Source organism: Vibrio ruber DSM 16370 (assembly GCF_900163965.1).
GTDB classification, from domain to species: domain Bacteria; phylum Pseudomonadota; class Gammaproteobacteria; order Enterobacterales; family Vibrionaceae; genus Vibrio; species Vibrio ruber.
In genome coordinates this window covers 1-18,190 of the sequence record NZ_FULE01000011.1, presented here as the reverse complement: position 1 = coordinate 18,190, position 18,190 = coordinate 1, and the positions used below count along the sequence as shown (strand labels likewise).

20 protein-coding genes are annotated in these 18,190 nt (G+C 44.9%); 6 read left to right on the top strand and 14 right to left on the bottom strand.

The window, feature by feature from the left end; translation table 11 throughout:
• Positions 1-125: 125 nt before the first annotated feature.
• Complete coding sequence (locus VR7878_RS03360; protein WP_077333447.1) at positions 126-659, bottom strand: RNA-binding S4 domain-containing protein; 534 nt, start codon at positions 657-659, stop codon at positions 126-128.
• 199 nt (positions 660-858) lie between these two features.
• Here VR7878_RS03360 and VR7878_RS03355 point away from each other — a divergent pair, with 199 nt between their 5' ends.
• A complete protein-coding gene (locus tag VR7878_RS03355) occupies positions 859-1,665 on the top strand; it encodes a hypothetical protein (RefSeq protein ID WP_077333445.1) in 807 nt (268 codons plus the stop codon).
• A gap of 98 nt (positions 1,666-1,763) precedes the next feature.
• Here VR7878_RS03355 and VR7878_RS03350 read toward each other — a convergent pair whose 3' ends face one another.
• A complete protein-coding gene (locus VR7878_RS03350) occupies positions 1,764-3,308 on the bottom strand; it encodes a methyl-accepting chemotaxis protein (protein WP_077333443.1) in 1,545 nt (514 codons plus the stop codon).
• A 324-nt stretch (positions 3,309-3,632) separates the two neighbouring features.
• Here VR7878_RS03350 and licT point away from each other — a divergent pair, with 324 nt between their 5' ends.
• Positions 3,633-4,487 carry a BglG family transcription antiterminator LicT gene (licT, locus tag VR7878_RS03345; protein ID WP_205409413.1) on the top strand — a complete coding sequence of 285 codons (855 nt, stop codon included), beginning with the start codon at positions 3,633-3,635 and terminating at the stop codon, positions 4,485-4,487.
• Between the two features lie 17 nt (positions 4,488-4,504).
• Positions 4,505-6,493: a glucose PTS transporter subunit IIA gene (locus tag VR7878_RS03340; protein WP_077333441.1), complete on the top strand. Its 1,989-nt coding sequence runs from the start codon at positions 4,505-4,507 to the stop codon at positions 6,491-6,493.
• Between the two features lie 3 nt (positions 6,494-6,496).
• Here VR7878_RS03340 and VR7878_RS03335 read toward each other — a convergent pair whose 3' ends face one another.
• A complete protein-coding gene (locus VR7878_RS03335; RefSeq protein ID WP_077333439.1) occupies positions 6,497-7,786 on the bottom strand; it encodes an anaerobic sulfatase maturase in 1,290 nt (429 codons plus the stop codon).
• 319 nt (positions 7,787-8,105) lie between these two features.
• Entirely contained in the window at positions 8,106-9,080 is a 975-nt protein-coding gene (locus VR7878_RS03330) for a DMT family transporter (RefSeq protein WP_205409412.1), read from the bottom strand.
• A gap of 195 nt (positions 9,081-9,275) precedes the next feature.
• Here VR7878_RS03330 and VR7878_RS03325 point away from each other — a divergent pair, with 195 nt between their 5' ends.
• Positions 9,276-10,157, top strand: coding sequence for an AraC family transcriptional regulator (locus tag VR7878_RS03325; protein ID WP_077333437.1), 882 nt, complete (start codon positions 9,276-9,278; stop codon positions 10,155-10,157).
• Positions 10,158-10,258: 101 nt separating this feature from the next.
• On the opposite strand, the gene VR7878_RS03320 is transcribed toward VR7878_RS03325, so the two are convergent.
• From VR7878_RS03320 to VR7878_RS03275, 10 genes are all read right to left on the bottom strand, one after another.
• Positions 10,259-10,822: a P-loop nucleotide/nucleoside kinase family protein gene (locus VR7878_RS03320; protein WP_077333435.1), complete on the bottom strand. Its 564-nt coding sequence runs from the start codon at positions 10,820-10,822 to the stop codon at positions 10,259-10,261.
• Positions 10,819-11,256, bottom strand: coding sequence for a PTS sugar transporter subunit IIA (locus tag VR7878_RS03315; protein ID WP_077333433.1), 438 nt, complete (start codon positions 11,254-11,256; stop codon positions 10,819-10,821). The genes VR7878_RS03320 and VR7878_RS03315 overlap by 4 nt, the downstream gene beginning before the upstream one ends.
• A 12-nt stretch (positions 11,257-11,268) precedes the next feature.
• Positions 11,269-11,532, bottom strand: a complete 264-nt coding sequence (locus VR7878_RS03310) for a hypothetical protein (protein WP_077333431.1) — start codon at positions 11,530-11,532, stop codon at positions 11,269-11,271.
• A gap of 87 nt (positions 11,533-11,619) precedes the next feature.
• A complete protein-coding gene (locus VR7878_RS03305) occupies positions 11,620-12,462 on the bottom strand; it encodes a class II fructose-bisphosphate aldolase (protein WP_077333428.1) in 843 nt (280 codons plus the stop codon).
• The gene (locus tag VR7878_RS03300) at positions 12,449-13,822 is read right to left on the bottom strand and encodes a PTS sugar transporter subunit IIC (RefSeq protein WP_077333474.1); all 1,374 of its coding nucleotides are present in this window, start codon (positions 13,820-13,822) and stop codon (positions 12,449-12,451) included. Before VR7878_RS03300 ends, VR7878_RS03305 begins: the two co-directional genes overlap by 14 nt.
• 96 nt (positions 13,823-13,918) lie before the next feature.
• Entirely contained in the window at positions 13,919-14,215 is a 297-nt protein-coding gene (locus tag VR7878_RS03295) for a PTS sugar transporter subunit IIB (RefSeq protein ID WP_077333426.1), read from the bottom strand.
• A gap of 49 nt (positions 14,216-14,264) precedes the next feature.
• Positions 14,265-15,245: a 6-phosphofructokinase gene (locus tag VR7878_RS03290; RefSeq protein ID WP_077333424.1), complete on the bottom strand. Its 981-nt coding sequence runs from the start codon at positions 15,243-15,245 to the stop codon at positions 14,265-14,267.
• Between the two features lie 464 nt (positions 15,246-15,709).
• Complete coding sequence (locus VR7878_RS03285; RefSeq protein WP_077333422.1) at positions 15,710-16,033, bottom strand: hypothetical protein; 324 nt, start codon at positions 16,031-16,033, stop codon at positions 15,710-15,712.
• Entirely contained in the window at positions 16,033-16,398 is a 366-nt protein-coding gene (locus tag VR7878_RS03280) for a hypothetical protein (protein WP_077333420.1), read from the bottom strand. Before VR7878_RS03280 ends, VR7878_RS03285 begins: the two co-directional genes overlap by 1 nt.
• Positions 16,399-16,544: 146 nt before the next feature.
• Complete coding sequence (locus tag VR7878_RS03275; protein ID WP_077333418.1) at positions 16,545-17,429, bottom strand: HEPN domain-containing protein; 885 nt, start codon at positions 17,427-17,429, stop codon at positions 16,545-16,547.
• Positions 17,430-17,562: 133 nt separating this feature from the next.
• On the opposite strand from VR7878_RS03275, the gene VR7878_RS03270 reads away from it, so the two are divergent.
• Both VR7878_RS03270 and VR7878_RS03265 read left to right on the top strand, forming a co-directional pair.
• Positions 17,563-17,823, top strand: coding sequence for a hypothetical protein (locus tag VR7878_RS03270; RefSeq protein ID WP_077333416.1), 261 nt, complete (start codon positions 17,563-17,565; stop codon positions 17,821-17,823).
• 208 nt (positions 17,824-18,031) lie between these two features.
• On the top strand, positions 18,032-18,190 hold a 159-nt coding region (locus tag VR7878_RS03265), incomplete at its 3' end, for a transposase (RefSeq protein ID WP_077333472.1).

The following is an 18,190-nucleotide window of genomic DNA, read 5'->3' as shown; positions in this document are numbered from 1 at the left end:
GTGATATTCTGAGCTTGTGTATGACTCAAGAGAGCCCGACCATGTCGGGCTCTCTGATAACTGCTATCACCAGCTCTTCATTACCAATGCGCTGTGACTTCATCAGCCAACCCCACGCCATCGCATTAGAAAAATTTAATCGAGTTGCGTCCACTAACCGCATCACGTTCAGTGGTTTTTTTATCCGGTTCAGGCTGATTATTTTTTCCCGTGGTTGAGCTATTCGGATTGGTCTTTTGCTGTTTTGGCTGCGGTGACTTTTTCTTCGCTGCGGAATTTTTCGCCCGGTTATTTTTGCTTTTATGCTGTGAAGCATGCTCTGAAGTTGTTGTCTGAGATGCCTTTTTATTCGCTTTTTTCTGTATGGTGTCAGACGGTGATGGCTCAGCCACAGGGACATCACAAATCACCAGATAGTATTCACCGTTAAACTCGACGAGATCACCGTCATAGATTTTACAGCGTTTGCGCCGTTCGACCTCACCATTGACCACAACATATCCTTCAGCAATCGCATATTTGGCTTCTCCGCCACCGCTGAGCACATTGGCTAATTTCAGAACTTTATATAGTTCTATGGGCTGATGGTTGACTTCAATGCCAATCGCTTCGATTTCAATTTCTGCCGCTTCATCAGCGTGGTTGTCATGGTTTTGCATAGCTAAATTCTGAGAGATGATTTTGGGGAGAGTGTATCGGTTTGTCGGAGAAAGTGACAATGCTATTTATCGAAAATAGTAATAGCGGTCGGCAGAGATATTTTTCACATTTTAATTGTTTGTTTTAAAAGTGATTTTTTATATATTCACTTAGTTTATTATTGAGCTCCTTTTGTTTAACACAATATATGGAGTGAATATGAAGAAACAAGTAAAGCGTGCTGTTGCATTTGTTGTCACCGCATTGTGGGGCGCTTCGGTGTCGGCTGCGACGGGCTGCTATCCGGAATATACTGACGGTTCACAATGGTTTGAGAAAACGATTACCTTTAATCCCGCGATGACCATTAATTACGACTCATCGTCATGGGGAAGTATCCGTCATGTTGTGTTTAAGTTTGAGAGTTCAGAGATTGAGAATCCGCGGGACTTTACGCTGAATGTACAACTCGCTTCAGCGGTAACAAAGAAGCAGTATTTGTGGGGGGTGTTGCCCAATTCTTCCAGTAATAATGGTGGTATTTTGTTCCCCGGGAGTTCATCAGTGCGGATGAACATGACCAGATCGATGTATCTCAATGCGCTGACCGACGGAGAAATTGAGCTGGGTCTTGGCCGGACGCTCTCCGGTGAGACGTTAAGAATCACCCAAATCACCGCGAAATTCTGTGGTGTTCTGCCTGCTCCGGAGAGTGTTGAGGTCGATGTCAATCGTCACAATATCGGTGCCGGTCAGGGGAGTGCACAAGTTCATTTTGTTGACCCGAATACCACATATCGTGTTGAAGTGGCAGGGAGTGCCAGTGATAAAGAAGGGAATGAGATTCCGACAGTCGGTATGAGTTATGTTGACCCGCGTAAGCATCAGCATATCACGGTACAAGTGGCAGCAGGAAGTGAAGCATTTTTGAATACCGATGGGCAGGTGTCGCTGTTCTATTCAACCAGTACCACTGAAAATACCGGCGGACATCAGGTGAACTTTAGCCGAGTTAACCTTGATTAAGCCGTTTTTTGTTTTTTGATTCAGTGACTTTCTGATTCAGTCACTTGATGAACGATTATACATCCGGATCGTGTTGATGCTGTCCGGATGTTGTATGTTTATGACTGACTAAATTGCTCGACCAGCCGTTGCAGACTTTCCAGCCGTGTTACAAGTGCATTGGTGCGCTCAACCGATGATGACGAGAGTGATTTGGTGGACTGAATGGCATCATTCATCCGCAGTACGTGTTCGTTGATCCCTTTCGTCACTTGCACTTGTTCGGTAATGGCTTGTGCCGTGAATGCACTTTGCTCGCCGATAGAGACCAAGTCATGCACAATGGCTGCGAATGATGCCTTACTTTGTTGTGATTTGGCGACACTTTGCTCTGAAGCTTTGACCCCTTCTTCCATTAACTGTCCCGTTTTATTGACGGTTGTTTGCAACTCTTCAATTCTCGAGCGAATGTCTCCGACAGCGGAACTGGTTTTGCCAGATAAGGCGCGTACTTCATCGGCGACCACGGCAAAGCCGCGCCCGTGTTCACCGGCTCTTGCCGCTTCAATCGCGGCATTGAGAGCCAATAAGTTGGTTTGTTCAGCGATGCCCTGAATCATTTCCAGAATCGTTTCTATTCCGTCAACGTCACGATAAAGTTGTTCCAGCGCGGTTTTTGAATGGGTTAAATGTTGACTCAGGAGATGAACGGTGAGGACGGCTTCGTCAATGGTTTGGGTGCCCTCCTGCGCTTTGTTTTGCGCATCGTTCGCAAATTCAGCACTCTGTTTTGCCTGCTCGGAGACTTCATCAATTGAGGCCTGCATTTCTTCAGCAGATACAGCCATTGCATTGGTTGCTGTTTCCTGTCCGTTCAGCTCTTGATCAATGAGAGTGCGATTGTGAACTTCTTCATTGGCTGCCTGAAGCAAAGTTGCGGATGTTTCTTTAGCCCGTGCAGTTGCGGCTCTTAACTCTGCACGCTTCATCAGCAGTGCCAGCTCAATGCGAGAGAGATCGTCACAATAGCCTGTATATGGTTGTTCCATGAGGGGGTTGTTGTAATGATCCTGAGCCAGTTTATTCAAGGTGGTCATGCGTTGTTTCAGCCGCAATGAACAGGCAATCTGGAGCAGAAACAATGGGAGCATCATCCCGAGCGTAATGGGGAGCGAAAAGAGTGAAAAAGCAAATGCGCACAGAGTGGCAAGCTGTATCAATGTGACGCCCAGTAGCAGATTGAACCATGGGATACGTCTGATGGTGACAGGGCCTTTTTTTAAACGATGATACAGTGCGCTTGCCCTTGAAATCTGTGCATCGGTTGGCTGGGTTCTGACGGATTGATATTCGTAGATTTTTCCATTTGTTCCCATGATGGGCGTAACAAAAGCTGAGACCCAATAATGACCGGAATTTTTACATTGATTTTTGACCAGCCCCATCCAGCTGTTGCCGGATTGAATATAGTCCCACATTTGGCCAAAAGCTGCTTTCGGCATGTCATGATGACGAATTACATTATGGGGGTTACCGAGAAGTTCTGTTGGTTGATAACCGGCAACGCGGCAAAAATCTTCATTGCAGTAGGTGATATAACTGTCAGGGGATGTAGTTGATATGAGACTGTCATTCTCGGAAAAACTGACTCTTTTGTCTGCCATTGTAATCTCTTTACTATCGATCTATCCGTAATGATTGATGCGGCTTGAATGAATATAAGCACAGTGGTGTGTTGCAAGTTATAATTCTATCAAATAAGCATGACAGAACGTTGATATGGGTCATCAAGAGAATTGCTATTGATGCTGTGCTGGACTGCACAGTTATATGATCTTTCATTGATAGCGCTTCAAAATACATGCTATTTTGATAAAGAACATGGATTGCTAATGCACAAGCATGCAAAACCTGGAGATTTCAAAGCATTTGCGAGTCGCATTTTGCTTTGAAATCTTCAGGTTTTTTTATATAAAAAATGAGTTTGGATGAACATGCAGGTTGAAAAATTACTGAACAATAATGTCATTATTTCTATTGATGAGCATGGGAACGAAGTGGTGGTGATGGGCAAAGGGATCGGCTTTCAAATGAAGCAAGGAATGTCGATTGATCAACAGCTCATTGAGAAAGTCTTTACACTGGCCAAGACCGACGATAAAGCGGTTGATACCCGTTATCTTGAACTGCTGGAAAAAATCCCTTTAGAACTGCTTTCTGTGACGGAATCAATTGTGAGCTTAGCTGAACGGGATTTACCGGGGCAGTTGCATCCGAGTGTGCGTATTTCACTGGCCGACCACTTGTTTTTTGCTTTGGAGCGAATGATGCAAGGGCAGCAGGTCAAAAATGCGATGTTATGGGAAATCCGGCAACTTTATCCGCAGGAATATCGGGTCGGCCTTGAAGCATTGCGTTTATTGAAGGAGGCTTCGGGGATTCAGTTTGGTGAAGATGAAGCGGGCTTTATCACGTTACATTTGGTGAATGCGCAGCTTAATGAAGATATGAACAATACCATCAGTGTGACCAATCTGATTCGTGATATTGTGCAGATGATCCAGTATCAGATGGAAATCAGTCTGGATGATAAAAGCCCCGATTTTCAACGGTTAGTTACTCATCTGAAGTTTTTTGCCCATCGGCTCATTCATAAAACAACTATTGAATCTGATGACGATTCCTTATTTATCTCTATTAAAGAGAAGTACCCTAAGTCGTTTGACTGTACCGTGAAAATTGGTCAGTACGTCGAGAAAAAATATCAGCATGTGATGACTTCGGAAGAGATGATGTTTCTGACTGTCCATATCGAACGGGTCAGACGGGCTGCTCATTCATAATCGCAGAGAAAAGTGAAATGGATCATTATCAGGAGCTGGCGAGCCAGATTCTTATCTTTGTCGGTGGTGCGAATAATATCAAAAGCGTCGTTCATTGTACGACACGCTTGCGTTTTGTGTTGAAAAATGAAGAGCAAGTCGCAGGTGAAAAATTGCTTGATTTGCCGGAAGTTGTCGCGGTGATGACGAATTTTGGCCAGTATCATATTGTGGTCGGGGGGCATGTCGCTCAAATCTATCATGAGCTCATGGTATTGTTAGGCGAAAACGTGGAAGAGAAACACGTTCACGGATTTTTTAACCAGTCTATCGATATCATTACCAGCATTTTCACACCGTTACTCGGATTATTAGCCGGAGCCGGGATCCTCAATGGTATGTTGATGTTATGTTCCGCACTGGGCTGGATTACTCCTGATAGCGGTATATATCGCTTACTCAATCTGGCATCGACATCAACGTTCATCTTCCTGCCGGTTTTTCTCGGTTATACCGCAGCTAAAAAATTTAAGGGGCGTCCGTTTGTGGGGATGGCTATCGGTGCTGCTATGGTTCATCCTGATATTGCCAACACCGCTGAGTTATTTTTCTCGCAAGAGGCTTATAGCAGTCAGGGAAGTGATACGTTTTTAGGCTTACCCATTTATTATATTGATTATTCGTCGAGTGTTCTGCCGGTAATACTGGCAACTTGGGTGAATGCGAAGCTAGAGTATTTGCTCGCAAAATTTATGAAGTTTTCTTTTTCTGATTTGTTGATCCCTGCACTGTGTCTCGCTGTGACTGTCCCGATTACCTTTATTTTTATCGGGCCGCTCTCTTCTTTGATTGCTTCTAAAATCTCATGGCTGCTTATTACGCTTTATCAGGTTGAGCCGGGTATTGCCGGGTTACTGATGGGGGGGATCTGGGAAATTCTGGTTGTGTTTGGGATTCATTGGGGGCTGGTGCCTGCGATAATCAATAATATTTCTGTTTATGGCTATGATGTGTTGGTGCCTTTATTGATGCCAGCCGTCTTCGGGCAGGCGGGAGCTTGTCTCGGACTGTTTTTTCGTGAAAAAGATCGTAAGCGCAGAGGGTTATTGGGGTCTGCTTCAGTGACTGCGCTGTTTGGTATAACGGAACCTGCAATATACGGGTTTACCTTGCCAAGAAAACGTCCTTTCCTGTTTGGTTGTCTGGGAGGCGCTTTAGGGGGAGGATTGATGGGGCTTTATCAAGCCAAAGTCTATTCTATGGGCGTGATGAGCCTGTTTACGCTGACACAAATGATTCCTGAACATGGGATTGATATTACCGTTTATGCTGCTTTAGCAGCCAATCTCATTGCCACATTATTTGCCGGGTATCTGAGTTATTATTTTTCCGGCCAGCCGGTTCAGAAAGCCTCTCTCCGGCCAAACGCGGATGTTGGGAAAGAGCATAAACAGGAAAGGAAACCGTCACTTGCCACTGATACCGGAGATTGGTCCGGAGACCCAAGCTGGCAAGGAAAGGTGCAACAAATGGTCGCCGGTGAAGCGGCTCAAAGTGTATTCAGTGAAATCATTTCTTCACCTTTATCCGGAGAGATTCTTCCGCTTGAAGAGTCGGCAGATTCAATTTTTTCGATGGGGATTTTAGGGGCAGGAATTGTAATTATCCCTGATAGTGGCATCGTGTATGCACCGGCTGATGGGGAAGTTGTCTCCGATTTTAACCACAGTCATGCGATTGGTATCAAAACACAGCGGGGTGTAGAAGTCTTTATTCATATCGGTATTGATACAGCCAAACTGGAAGGGATGCATTTTTCTGCTGCTTTACCAAAAGGGACACCGGTGAAGCGTGGGCAGCAGCTCATTCATTTTGATCATACGATCATTTCTGATATGGGTTATGACTTGGAGACTGTGGTGATTATCAGAGATTCAGCGCAGTATGGTGAAGTGATATGCCATGTTCAAAAGGGAGACCCGATAGAACATGGCGCAACATTATTGACGGTTCGATCCGAGAGTTGAGACTTACAACTTAAGGCGTTGTTTCAGTGTGGGATAGGCATTGGTCGCTTTGGCATAGAATAGCTTGAGACCTGAGCAAAGATAGCTAAGCCCCGCCTCACCGTCCGGGGTGCGGATGAAGCGGCTTTTCGGGCACTCTCCCCAACATAAATTGAGAAAGAAACATTGGTTACAATGTTTCGGTAAAGACTCAAATTTAGCAAAGCCAAATTTTTTCTGTGCGTCAGAGAATACTAAATCCCCCTGATGAACCTGTTGAATGTTACCCAGTTTATATTCCGGGTAGACAAAGTGATCGCAGGAGTAGATATCACCATTGTGTTCAATCGCAACAGCCTTACCACAAACTTGCGCATTAACGCATTTCTGCGGACCGTGATTGAACATGATTGAAATGACATTTTCGAACTGATCGACAAAGGTTTGACCAAAATCGCGCTGAAACCATTCATCCCAAACTGTACAAAGAAAGTTACCCCAATCGATTGGATCAACGCTCCAGTCGGTCACGACGGAATCTTCATTGCCGGGTCTTGCTGCCGGAGAAGAAAGCATTGGTAGTTTATCCGGATCCCACTGACCCGGGGCGACCGATTCAAAATCTTTGGTTTCGATGCCGGGAATAAATTGAATGATACGTGGCTTCACCTGATCGCGGAGGAAGCGATAGACAGCCAACGGCTGTTGTGCATTGTCACGATTGACCACACACAGCGCATTAAACGGGATGTCATATTGGTGGAGCAGTGCGACGGTTTCCATCACTCTGGCATGGGTTGGCATTTTGGTTTTGGTGTAACGATAAAGGTCGTGAAATTCTGCCGGACCATCGATTGACAGACCGACCAGAAAATCATGTTCCTTCAAAAACAGGCACCATTCATCATCCAAAAGCAAGCCGTTAGTTTGTAAGTCGTTATAAACGATTTGATCCGGGCGTTTATATTTTTGTTGGATGCGGACGACTTTTTTATAAAAATCGAGCCCTGCGAGCGTCGGCTCTCCCCCTTGCCAGGTGAAATCGACACTGGGGCCTGTATTGGCTTCCATGTACTGGCGGATATGGAGTTCCAGTAAATCAGGAGCCATTCTTGGACGTTTGGACTGGTTCAAGAGCTGTTCTTTATGCAGATAAAAACAATACGTACAATCCAGATTACATAACGATCCTGTCGGTTTAACCATGTTGTGATAGACATAGTAATCATCATCACCGAGTTTCGGTAAGCGCAGCGCAGGCCCCGACTGCTGTGATGGTTCAACAATATTGATAGGGATGGTGTGGTCATTCATGACATGGCTCTCTGAATTATCGTTATCAAAAATGTGGATAAAAAAAACCTAAACAACTCAACACCCATCAATGGATGCCGACTTATTTAGGTTTTGCCTGATAGGAACAGTAACAATCCTAGGTTGCGCTTATCTTTATTGGCAGTGTCTCCGTCATTTCACTATCGCCCAGACTATGTTGACAGATATGATGATTGGAAGACTATGCCTGACTAAGAGCATAAACATACCCACCCCTAGATAGCAATATCTGTGACAAATTAAACCCCGTACTCGATCACAAATATGTCAGTACGGGGTTTTATTTTTGAGTTATTAATCACATCAAGAGTGAAAGCCTACTGTGGTGAGCAGAGTGATCCTTGCTCAAAAGCCGGCGCCAATTAACTGATAATGGCTTTCGAGCGTGGCTTCGGCAGGGGGGGGGCACTTTCAAAAACATCACGATATTACCGGTCAGAATCAGTACCAATCCAACCATCGCGCTTTGTGTCCAGACATAACCTTCAAACTGCGTTGAGATCGATAACGCCACTAACGGAAATAAGATCGTCGCATAAGCAGCCGCGCCTGTCCCGATACGTCCCACCAGCGCAAAGTAAGTGCCAAAGCCAATCACCGTGCCAAAAATCGCCAGATAAAAGAGCGCGCCAAGGTAGCTGACAGTGGTATCAATGGTGAAATGCGTATCGGTGACCCCAATGATCAGTAGCATGGTGAGCGCGCCATAGAGCATTGCATACGCATTGGTGGATAAGACATCATTGCCTCTTTTTTGATGACGGGCACTGATCATATTACCGAGCGAGAAGCCGTAGGTTCCCAGCAGGCACAAGCCGATGCCGTATAGGGTTGAGGTATCAAAATCATTGGCGAAGACACTCTCCCAGAACAGACAAACAATCCCTGAAATACCGATCAGACTGGCAATGGCGAGCCGGTAGGTAATGCGCTGACCGAGAAATATCACGCCATTGATCGCGTTAAACACAATCGCCATTGAAAATAAAACCGATTCTAAGCCGCTGTTGATATAGTGATTGGCTGAATAAAAGCATAAGAAATTCAGACAGAACACGCACACCCCTTGCAGCAGACAGAAGAGGTGATCGCGTCGATTGATGGCTTGTAGTTTGCCTGACCATTTCAGAATGGCAATGAGCAGACATGAGGCAATCGCAAAGCGGTAGAATACCGAAACCATTGCGGGGACGTTGCCCGTTTGGAGTGCAATCGCAAACCAGGTTGTCCCCCAGATGAGGACAGTGATGAGATAGAGTGAACCGTTAATCATATTTTGTTTTATCCGTCTGAATCGTACGACGGTGATTTTAACCGTGTTGCCATGACCGGGATTACAGGGGCTTGCTGATCATTTACATATTCTTGCGGGTTTTTTGAGAAAGGCGGCCGGGATCGGTTTGCTTGCCATCATGATTAGCCATAAACTGGTTTCTGGTTAAAGTTGATATACCGGAGAGGATAAACCATGTCTGAGCCGTACCGGATGATTGAATGCTTACAGCAGCAGAAGGCGCAGCAGCTTGATTCAACGGTGCTGGACAACGGTACCGGAGTGACATCCTGGTATAATCAACATGCGCTGGTAGATGTCAGTGCGCCTGAGCATCATACCTTGAGTTTATATGTCAAAGATGGTTATCAATCTTTCCTGAAAACACCGCACGGCTGGCGTAACGGTGGCAAGCCAGACCGGATGTGCCTGATGCCCAAAGATTATTCGTCTGTCTGGGATATTCGCGGCGCCTTATCATTTGTTCATTTTTATTTTACTGACCGGCATTTAAAACAGGTTGCGGAATCGGTGTGGGACAAGAGTCCGTACGGACTCAGTGTCGATGAACGGATCTTTGCTGATGACCCGCAAGTCACGACGCTGTACCGGCAATTTTTATTGAATCTGAGCTGGGATGATACCGCGGATCGCTTAGCCCTGAGCTCCGTGACGACACTATTGCTCACCCATTTAGTTCGCCACTACACCCATTTTAAATGGGAGCCGATAGCCGTTACCGGTGGACTTGCGCCTTTCCAGCTTACCCGGGTGAAGGCCTATATTGAGGAAAATTTGAGTGCCAACATCCAACTTGCTGATTTGGCTGAAGTAGCGAATTTAAGTGAATATCATTTTGCGCGGATGTTTAAACAATCCGTCGGACTGGCACCACATCAATATGTGATGCAGCAGCGCTTACTGCTGGCGAAAACGCTGCTGAAGACAACCGAACTGTCTTTAGTCACCATCGCTTTGCAGTGTGGTTTTAGTTCATCGGGGCATTTTTCCAATCGGTTTAAGTTTGCCAGCGGATGTACTCCGAGCCGATACCGACAAAGCTATATCAATCGGTAAATCCGGATGGTTCTGTCAACACTTTTGGTGTGTTTGTGTAGATAGCCCTACAGTGGCAGGGCATTTGACGATAGTTCATGGATTAGACGATAGTTCATGAATTAATAGTTGATGGTTTTTTTGACGGGGGACAGGGTTGCTATCCGGTCGGTAATCTCCGGTAACAGCTTGGCGTGACTCGGCGTATCATCCTGATCGAGCCAGATCAGCTCCCCAATGTTCATCGGCTGCGCTTGTCGGGCTAATCTTTCCAGTTCCGGCAGATACTCAGCTCCGGGATGGCCTTTTTTTCGGTAGGGCAAACGCTGTTTGTAACGTTCAACTACCGTTCCCGGCGATACTTGATTCCACACTTCGATCACATGATCAATATTGGCTTCATCCACATACCGGAGCAGCTCGGCTTTGGGGCGGAACCCAAACCAGGCATCGACCACATACACACATTCGTCGGGAGCCTGGGCGATCGTGTTCCAAATGACTTGATAAGCGGCCTGACCGAGTTTGCGGTTGAGGTTGCGATCCACATCGTGATACAGCCCCATAAACGGCTCTTTAATGGTATCGATCGACAGATAGGGACAGGTAAAGTAATCGGCAATTTTGGTTGCCGTCGTGCTTTTGCCTGACGCTGGGATTCCGTTAACAAGAATGACAGTTTTCATAATAAATTCAGTACCTCTTCTTTCGTCGTTGCCTGTTTTAATTGCTCCCGGATCCTAGCGTCACTGAGCCGTTCAAAAATGGGTCTTAGTCCTTGTTCAATATGGCTGTGACCATCTAAAGCACATAACATGATAATCAGATCCACTTCAGGACTTGATTGAATGGTAATCGGATGTTTGAGGGTGACTAAACTAAAACCAAGCCGGTTGACGCCGTCCTCCGGCCGGGCATGGGGCAGTGCAAACCGTTCGTCTTCAAACACATAATAAGGGCCGGTTTCTTCCGTGGTTGTTTTAATCGCATGCAAATAAGAGGGATTGATAAAGTGATGCTCCAACAGTGGTCGGGCGGCAATATCGAGTGCCTCTTGCCAGTTTTTTGCATCCACTTGTAACTGGATCGCATTGGCTTCCACTAAAAGCGCTTTCAGCATATGGTTTCCTTCTCAGAAATTTTTCCGCGCGGTATTTCTCAGCGCATTCATTTTATCAAACACATCATTGACACAATTTTGGTACGCAGGAACTTGGGCATAAATCGAGGCTGCCTGAGTATATTTCACCAACAGATTTTGCCGCAGGGTTATATCACCGGGGGTTGCGGCATACTGTTGTTCCAGTTGCAAAATGGCTTGGTGAATGGCATCCGCCTCACTTTCAGTGACAACCGGGGTGTTGTGGCCAGCGAATAACTTTTTCAGGAATTGCATATGAGCCTCCTCAATGGCCCCGCTGTCGCGGGGCGCTGAATCGAGATTGAAACGATGTGATTGAACTATCTGTTATTTACGTCTCTGTTATTGAAACAGGCGCATCTTCTCCGCAATCACCGCTCTGACTGCCTTGCGAGCCGGAATAAAGAACTTGCGCACCGAGTCATCGACTTTGCCGCTGGAGAAGGTGTCCTGACAGTGTTTCACCCACTGGACATTCATTTCAGTACCGACGTTGACTTTGTCCATCCCGTGGCGGATGACATAATGCATATCTTCATCACTGACACCGGTACCGCCATGAAGAACCAGTGACTTGTCGACCGCCTGATGAATTTCTGCCAATAATTGGTGCTGAATATTGGTTTTGGCGGTGTAAGACCCGTGCACCGTGCCAATACTGACGGCCAGCATATCGACATCAGCTTCGCGGACAAACTGGGTTGCCTCTGCTACCGATGTAAAAGCGATGTCACTCTCCGCAACGGCTTTACCATCTTCCGCACCGCCAATGGCGCCTAATTCTGCCTCGACAGTGACATTAAACTGTCGGGCGTAATCAAGAACAATATTGGTGTTGGCGATATTTTCCGCTAACGGTAAATGTGAACCATCATACATCACACTGCTGAACCCACTGTCGATGGCTTTTTTGATGTCATCGATATTGGAGCAGTGATCCAGATGTAAACAGGTGGGGACATCGTGTTTTTCCGCCAAGGATTGAATCGAACTCACCAATAGCTCACGGCCTAAATATTCCGCAGTCCCCGTTGAGATTTGGATCATCAATGGTGAATTGGTATCGAGCGCTGCTTCGAAATAAGCGGGCAGCATTTCAAGACAGTGTAAGTTAAACGACCCCACCGCATGAAAACCACGTTGTTGTGCAATGGGCAAGAGTTGTTTGAAATTAAGCAGTTTCATTAGCGATATCCTTTTTATCTTCAGTGCGAGAGAGCGATTTGTTGACGAAATAGGTAATGGCGATAACGAAGACGATGAATGTCACCACAAATCCCCAGTCACCGTTGAAGGCGTTGCCGAGCAGCAAACCGGATGAAATTACATCGGAGTCACTGAAGGTCACACCGACAAAACCATAGGTTTCAAGCAGTGGGATCAGAATGGCGGGTAAGAAGGTGATAAATAAGCCGTGGACGACACCACCGATAATGGCACCGCGTCGGCCACCCATTGCGTTGCCGAAAATCCCCGCTGTACCACCGGCGAAGAAGTTGGTTAATAAGCCGGGCAGGATCATCGCCAGTCCGAACATCGGGAACAGCAACATGCCAATCACCGTACCCACGGTGGTGGACAGGAAGCCCAGAATCACGGCATTGGGTGCATAAGGGAACAGCACCGGACAATCTAACGCAGGCTTGGCATTCGGCACCAAACGCATGGCAATCCCCTGGAATGCAGGGACTAACTCTTGCAGTAACAGACGTACCCCGGAGTAGAGCACAAAGACCCCGGCAACAAACACCATTGCCTGCATGAATGCATACATCAGGTAGTTCATCCCGTTGGAATATTTCGCAATGTATTCCGGACCGGCAGCGATTGCCGGGATGAGATACATCGGGATCATCACCACAGCCATCGACAGGTAGGTATCATTTAAAAAAGAGAAGGCTTGCGGCAGTTGAATGTCTTCGGTTGATTTGGAGTTTTTGCCGACCACTTTGGCGACCGCGGCCTGAACCATATAACCAATGGTACAGAAGTGCCCCAGTGCGATACTGTCGTTGCCGGTAATGCGACGTACCACAGGCTGCGCGATAGCGGGCATGGCAACCGCCATGATGCCGCCGAAGATCCCACCGGTCAGGATCAGGGGGAGTCCGGTTAATCCGGCTTTGTAGCCAATGACGGCACCAATGGTACTCATCCATAGCAACGCCTGACCGGTGAGAAATATATATTTCCATGGTGTGAAGCGGGCGATCAAAATATTAGTGGCGAATATCACCAAGAGGGTTAATGCTACTTCGCTGCCTAATTGTTTATTGGCAACCCCCGCAATCGCGGCGACATCAGTAATATAGCCCGACATGCCGAAACCGGTGGTGAAAATTTGATTAAGAAAGGTGAGGGTTTCGACAATAATATTAATACCGGCCATCATCACTAAAAAGCCCAGCATAGTTTTAAATGTGCCTTCAAATATTTTGCCGTAGGTTTTTTTCTGTAATATCAGGCCAATCATGGCAATAAATGCAATGAGTATTGATGCCTGGCCTAATAAGTCTTTTACAATAAATTCGAAAAAGGCGCTCATAATATGTGCTCCATTTTTAATCAATAGGGTACCCATAGCTTAATTTTTCATTAAGCTATGTTTGTGGATTAGATAAATAAAATAAACAGAGAAATATTATTGTTTATGAAGAAAGAACTTATTTAATTTCTCTTCCATTTCATTACTGTCAGTAAATTTCTGGATAGTAATTATTTTTTCTGCATCCTCGGGAGAGGCACTTGCTTTTATTGCATCAGAGAATGAAGTTGAGGTAATAATTGCATCCGGTTTTAATGCTAAAACCTCAGATACCGTGGTATGGTTTAAACTAAAATCAATACCGAGTTTTTCGAGTATGGGCTTTGCTGTCATTTCTAACGCAAAACTAGAGCCCAAACCACAACCGCACACACACCATATGTTATAAGTCATGAGCTAATCCTTCTTCATGTTCTATCTTTCATCACGTTATATTATGTTTTCATATAATTTCTAATTGTTTGGCAAGTTTAAAATAGTGGCCTTCCTTATCAATTGTCCGGTTTTCCATTGTATTGAGATCAACCGGAATCGGTTTATTACTGGCGTTAATGACAATAACTTTATTCGCCATGCCGCTCTTTATACAACGTACGACTTCACTGGCAGCAATCGTACCCTGATAAATTTCTTCAGTGGTCGGGTCTCCGTTTCTTAAACCAAACCCTAATGTGGTCTTTCTTATTCTGATACCAATTAAAGGTTCCAACTGTTCTGCCACGGTATCAATGGCACCCTGAAATCCGGGGGTATATTCATGGGTATAACTTTCAGCACATAAAATAATCACGCTATTTTGAATAGCTAATTTATCTTTTACCCGGCTGGCTAATTCTTCAATCGGAATCATATACTCAGGAATCAAGGCAAAATCAGCATTTGATTTTATCGCCGACTGAAGCGTTAATTCACCACAATATGCCCCGAGCACTTCAACCAGAAAGACACGATTCGGCAGTGCCCGGCCGGTATTTCTTAATTTGGTCACTTCATGTAACACTTCTTCACAGGCGGTTGAAAATCCAATCGTATATTCAGACCCTGCTAAATCATTATCCACCGTCATCCCGACGCCGAAACAGTTGACGCCATACTCACTGAGTTTATGCAGAAACTTCATCGAGCCGTCACCACCGGCCAGAATCAGCACCGATATCTTTTCCTTCTTTAAACGTGTTGCGATCTGTTCGTACTCTTTCGGGTTTAAATACCGCTCAGAACGCCCCGATGAAATAATCGGCATTGAAGAAATCGAGTAGTCAATCAAATCGCGGTAGCTGATATCAATCTTGCTGCCGTTGAGCAACCCGTAGATACCGCCATTAAAAATCGTGATATCCGCACCGGATAGTCTAGCCACCTGAAAGATAAAGTTATTGATACCAGCGCCATCTCCGCCGCTAATCACGATACCAATTTTCATAGGATTCTCCTTATTTTGTTATGGTTTGATTATTAAACACTCAACACGGCTTTGTTGTGATCAAGATCGACAAAAATTAGATCAAAAAATAATCTATGGATAAAATAGATCTAGATCACTGCTGTTTATTGTGATTTAAATCACATAAATATTCTATTTGTTGTTAAAATGTTAAATTTTGGAAGGTGGCGCATATGGGCGGAAGTATGGATTGATGGGGCTGAGTTTTTCTTGTAATCATCCCCTAAAATAATACTATACGGTTTAGCCTATACAGCACGTTCATATCTTATTTATTGGTTTGATTTCTTACGTTAAATAACAAGATTTAAATGAATTAATAGAAGTGTTGGTTACATAGTCTGTCGCAATAATCTGATCACATTTGATGAACAAGAAAACCCTTAGGGGTAGATAATAAAAAGCCCACATCATCATCTGCGGGCTGTTATATTGCTTTTTAATTAGTGCCAATATCCGGGTGAAATTCTTCTGGGGTCATGTGGTAATTGTTTTAGAGTATATTCATCGACAAGATATCTTCTCTCAAAGCTTCTTTTTCTTGCTCCGGGGGCTGGAAGTTCACGCAGTAACGTAACAACTGCTTGAACTTCTTTTGATTCGAATCTGTATCCTTCAGACCAAAGCCCATCTAATACAACAGTCAGTTCTTTATATGTTTCGTTAGCATCTTGTTTAGCTTCATACTGTTGATATAATTTATATAACATTGAGCCAATAACACCATACTTTCTTAGTTCTGCTAATTGACCTGTAAGTGATGGCATTATGCTTTCCTTTTTTTACTAATAAAGACACTGAGAATATAAAGCGAAAATAAAAATTCTAATAAATGAGAACCCCACCAATACTCAGGAAAATTTTGCTCTGAATATTCAATGACCGGATAGATAGTTTCACATATGATTAATGCAGGATATAAAATTCCAATAAGCTTAAATTCTTTCTCTTTGAAAACTTTTATGTCTCGCCAGATACCAAAGAGGCCAATTAATACTAAGACTGTAATAATTCCGCCAAGGAACTCTAAAAATTGTTCAATAATATCGCCTACATATGCTGATGCATTTGCTAATGATATAGCGATAATAATTAATATAAAAAATAAGCCAGCAACATGCCTAGATGTCATAAAATAACCTATACCTAACCAATGAAAATGTGCAGGAATAGTATCACGCTATAAGTAAAATGTTCTATTTGAAGTAAGCGCATTTTTTCTGCTTAGGGAATGGTAATGGGATCTTTATTCAAAAATTCCCCCACAGAGACTGGCCATTATCCTGCATTTCCAATCCTTCCCCGGCAAACTCGTTCCGTCATTTCCCGTAATTTATCTACTTCACTTTGTAAATACGTCAGCTCTTCTGCGGTGATTTCGTAATGTTCGGAATAGCGGGCATCGATGTAGGCGCGTTTGAGGCGCTGGAAGCTGCGGCGGTGGAACTTGTTTTCCATCGGGAACAGTTCGGCAAAGGCCGGATCTTGCTGGGCGCACATCGAGCGTAGGCTTTCGAGATTATGTGTTTTGGGCAGATAGTTGGTACATACTAATAGGGTACAGGCGAATGAGCGTTCGGCTGCTTGGTGAAGCATAAATGCAGAAAGATTTATGTCATCATCTTCAAGGCTCAATTGATAATGTTTGTAGTAGTTTCCTGCACTTTTAAACCAATGATTGAAATGTGTTTCGGCAATCACTCGAAATTCAGCTTCACTTAAATTCCCCGGCATGGGCAGTTCCCGCTTATCGGCGCTGAACAGTTCAATGCCCTGTTCTCGAATATCTTTAAAGAAGTAGTGACCTTGCTGAAGCTGCTGATGGACTTCATTGAGTGTGTGGACAATCAAGCCGAGCGGGGCGGAGTTAACCCGACGCGCAATCTGCTCTTCGGCACTGTGCCACACCGCGTACTCTTCGACCAATGCCGAGCGGTTGACGATCACCAGAATATCGTAGTCGCTGATATAACCGTTGGGACGATCACTGACCCAGGTGCCTTTGGCATGGCTGCCAAACAGGATAATTTTAAGAATCCGAAACTCAGCTTTACTGCCATTTTTGTTGCGTAAGAAATCATCCAGCGTATCGCGTAATACGGTGGTGATGGTGTGAAGTTCTTGTTGCTTCCGCTCCGGGAGATGGTCGAGTGCTGTTTTCATCGCGGTTATCCTACTATGAGCCGTGGGCAAAACAAACCGTTACCGCGTCGAGCGGTACTATTTTTGTGATGATTTGTGGTTTTGTCATGGTGATGCCAGCTGTGATTTGATATCGGTATCGTGAGCGATTTTGGTGGCGGTGGCGATATACGCAGGGTCACTTTGCGACACAATTCAGGAAAAATCATACTTTTCTAATGCTTATGGGGGAGATATTGCGCTGGCACTGGGAGGCAAGCCGGATACCTTGAGCATAAGAAAGCTGGGGATTTCGCATGTGTCTGGTTACACAATCGGTCTGACGGGATGTTCCGGATTGCTTTTGTCTCCAGATTTGACACAGTTTATGAATGAACGTAACACCAAATCAGCCGTAGATGCCATGTGGCAGTGATAACACGGTATAAGTTAAGACCATTGAAAAAACGATATATTTGATGATAACTCTCCCTATAATCGATTCAATTCGGATAATATGTACGAAGTTGAAAATCATAGGGAATCTAAATAAAAATGGATAAAGTCATTCTGTAGTGGTACGGTGAATTTGGCCACCTGATTAGAGGTGTTAAAATACACCTCATAGCATGACAGGTGAAACTATGACCAAGCGTACCAGACGCACTTTCAGTGCGGAATTCAAACTCGAAGCAGCGCAACTTGTTCTCGATCAAAACTACACCGTTGTTGAAGCTGCAAAAGCCATGGGTGTTGGTAAATCGACAATGGATAAGTGGGTAAGGCAGCTCAAGCAAGAAAAA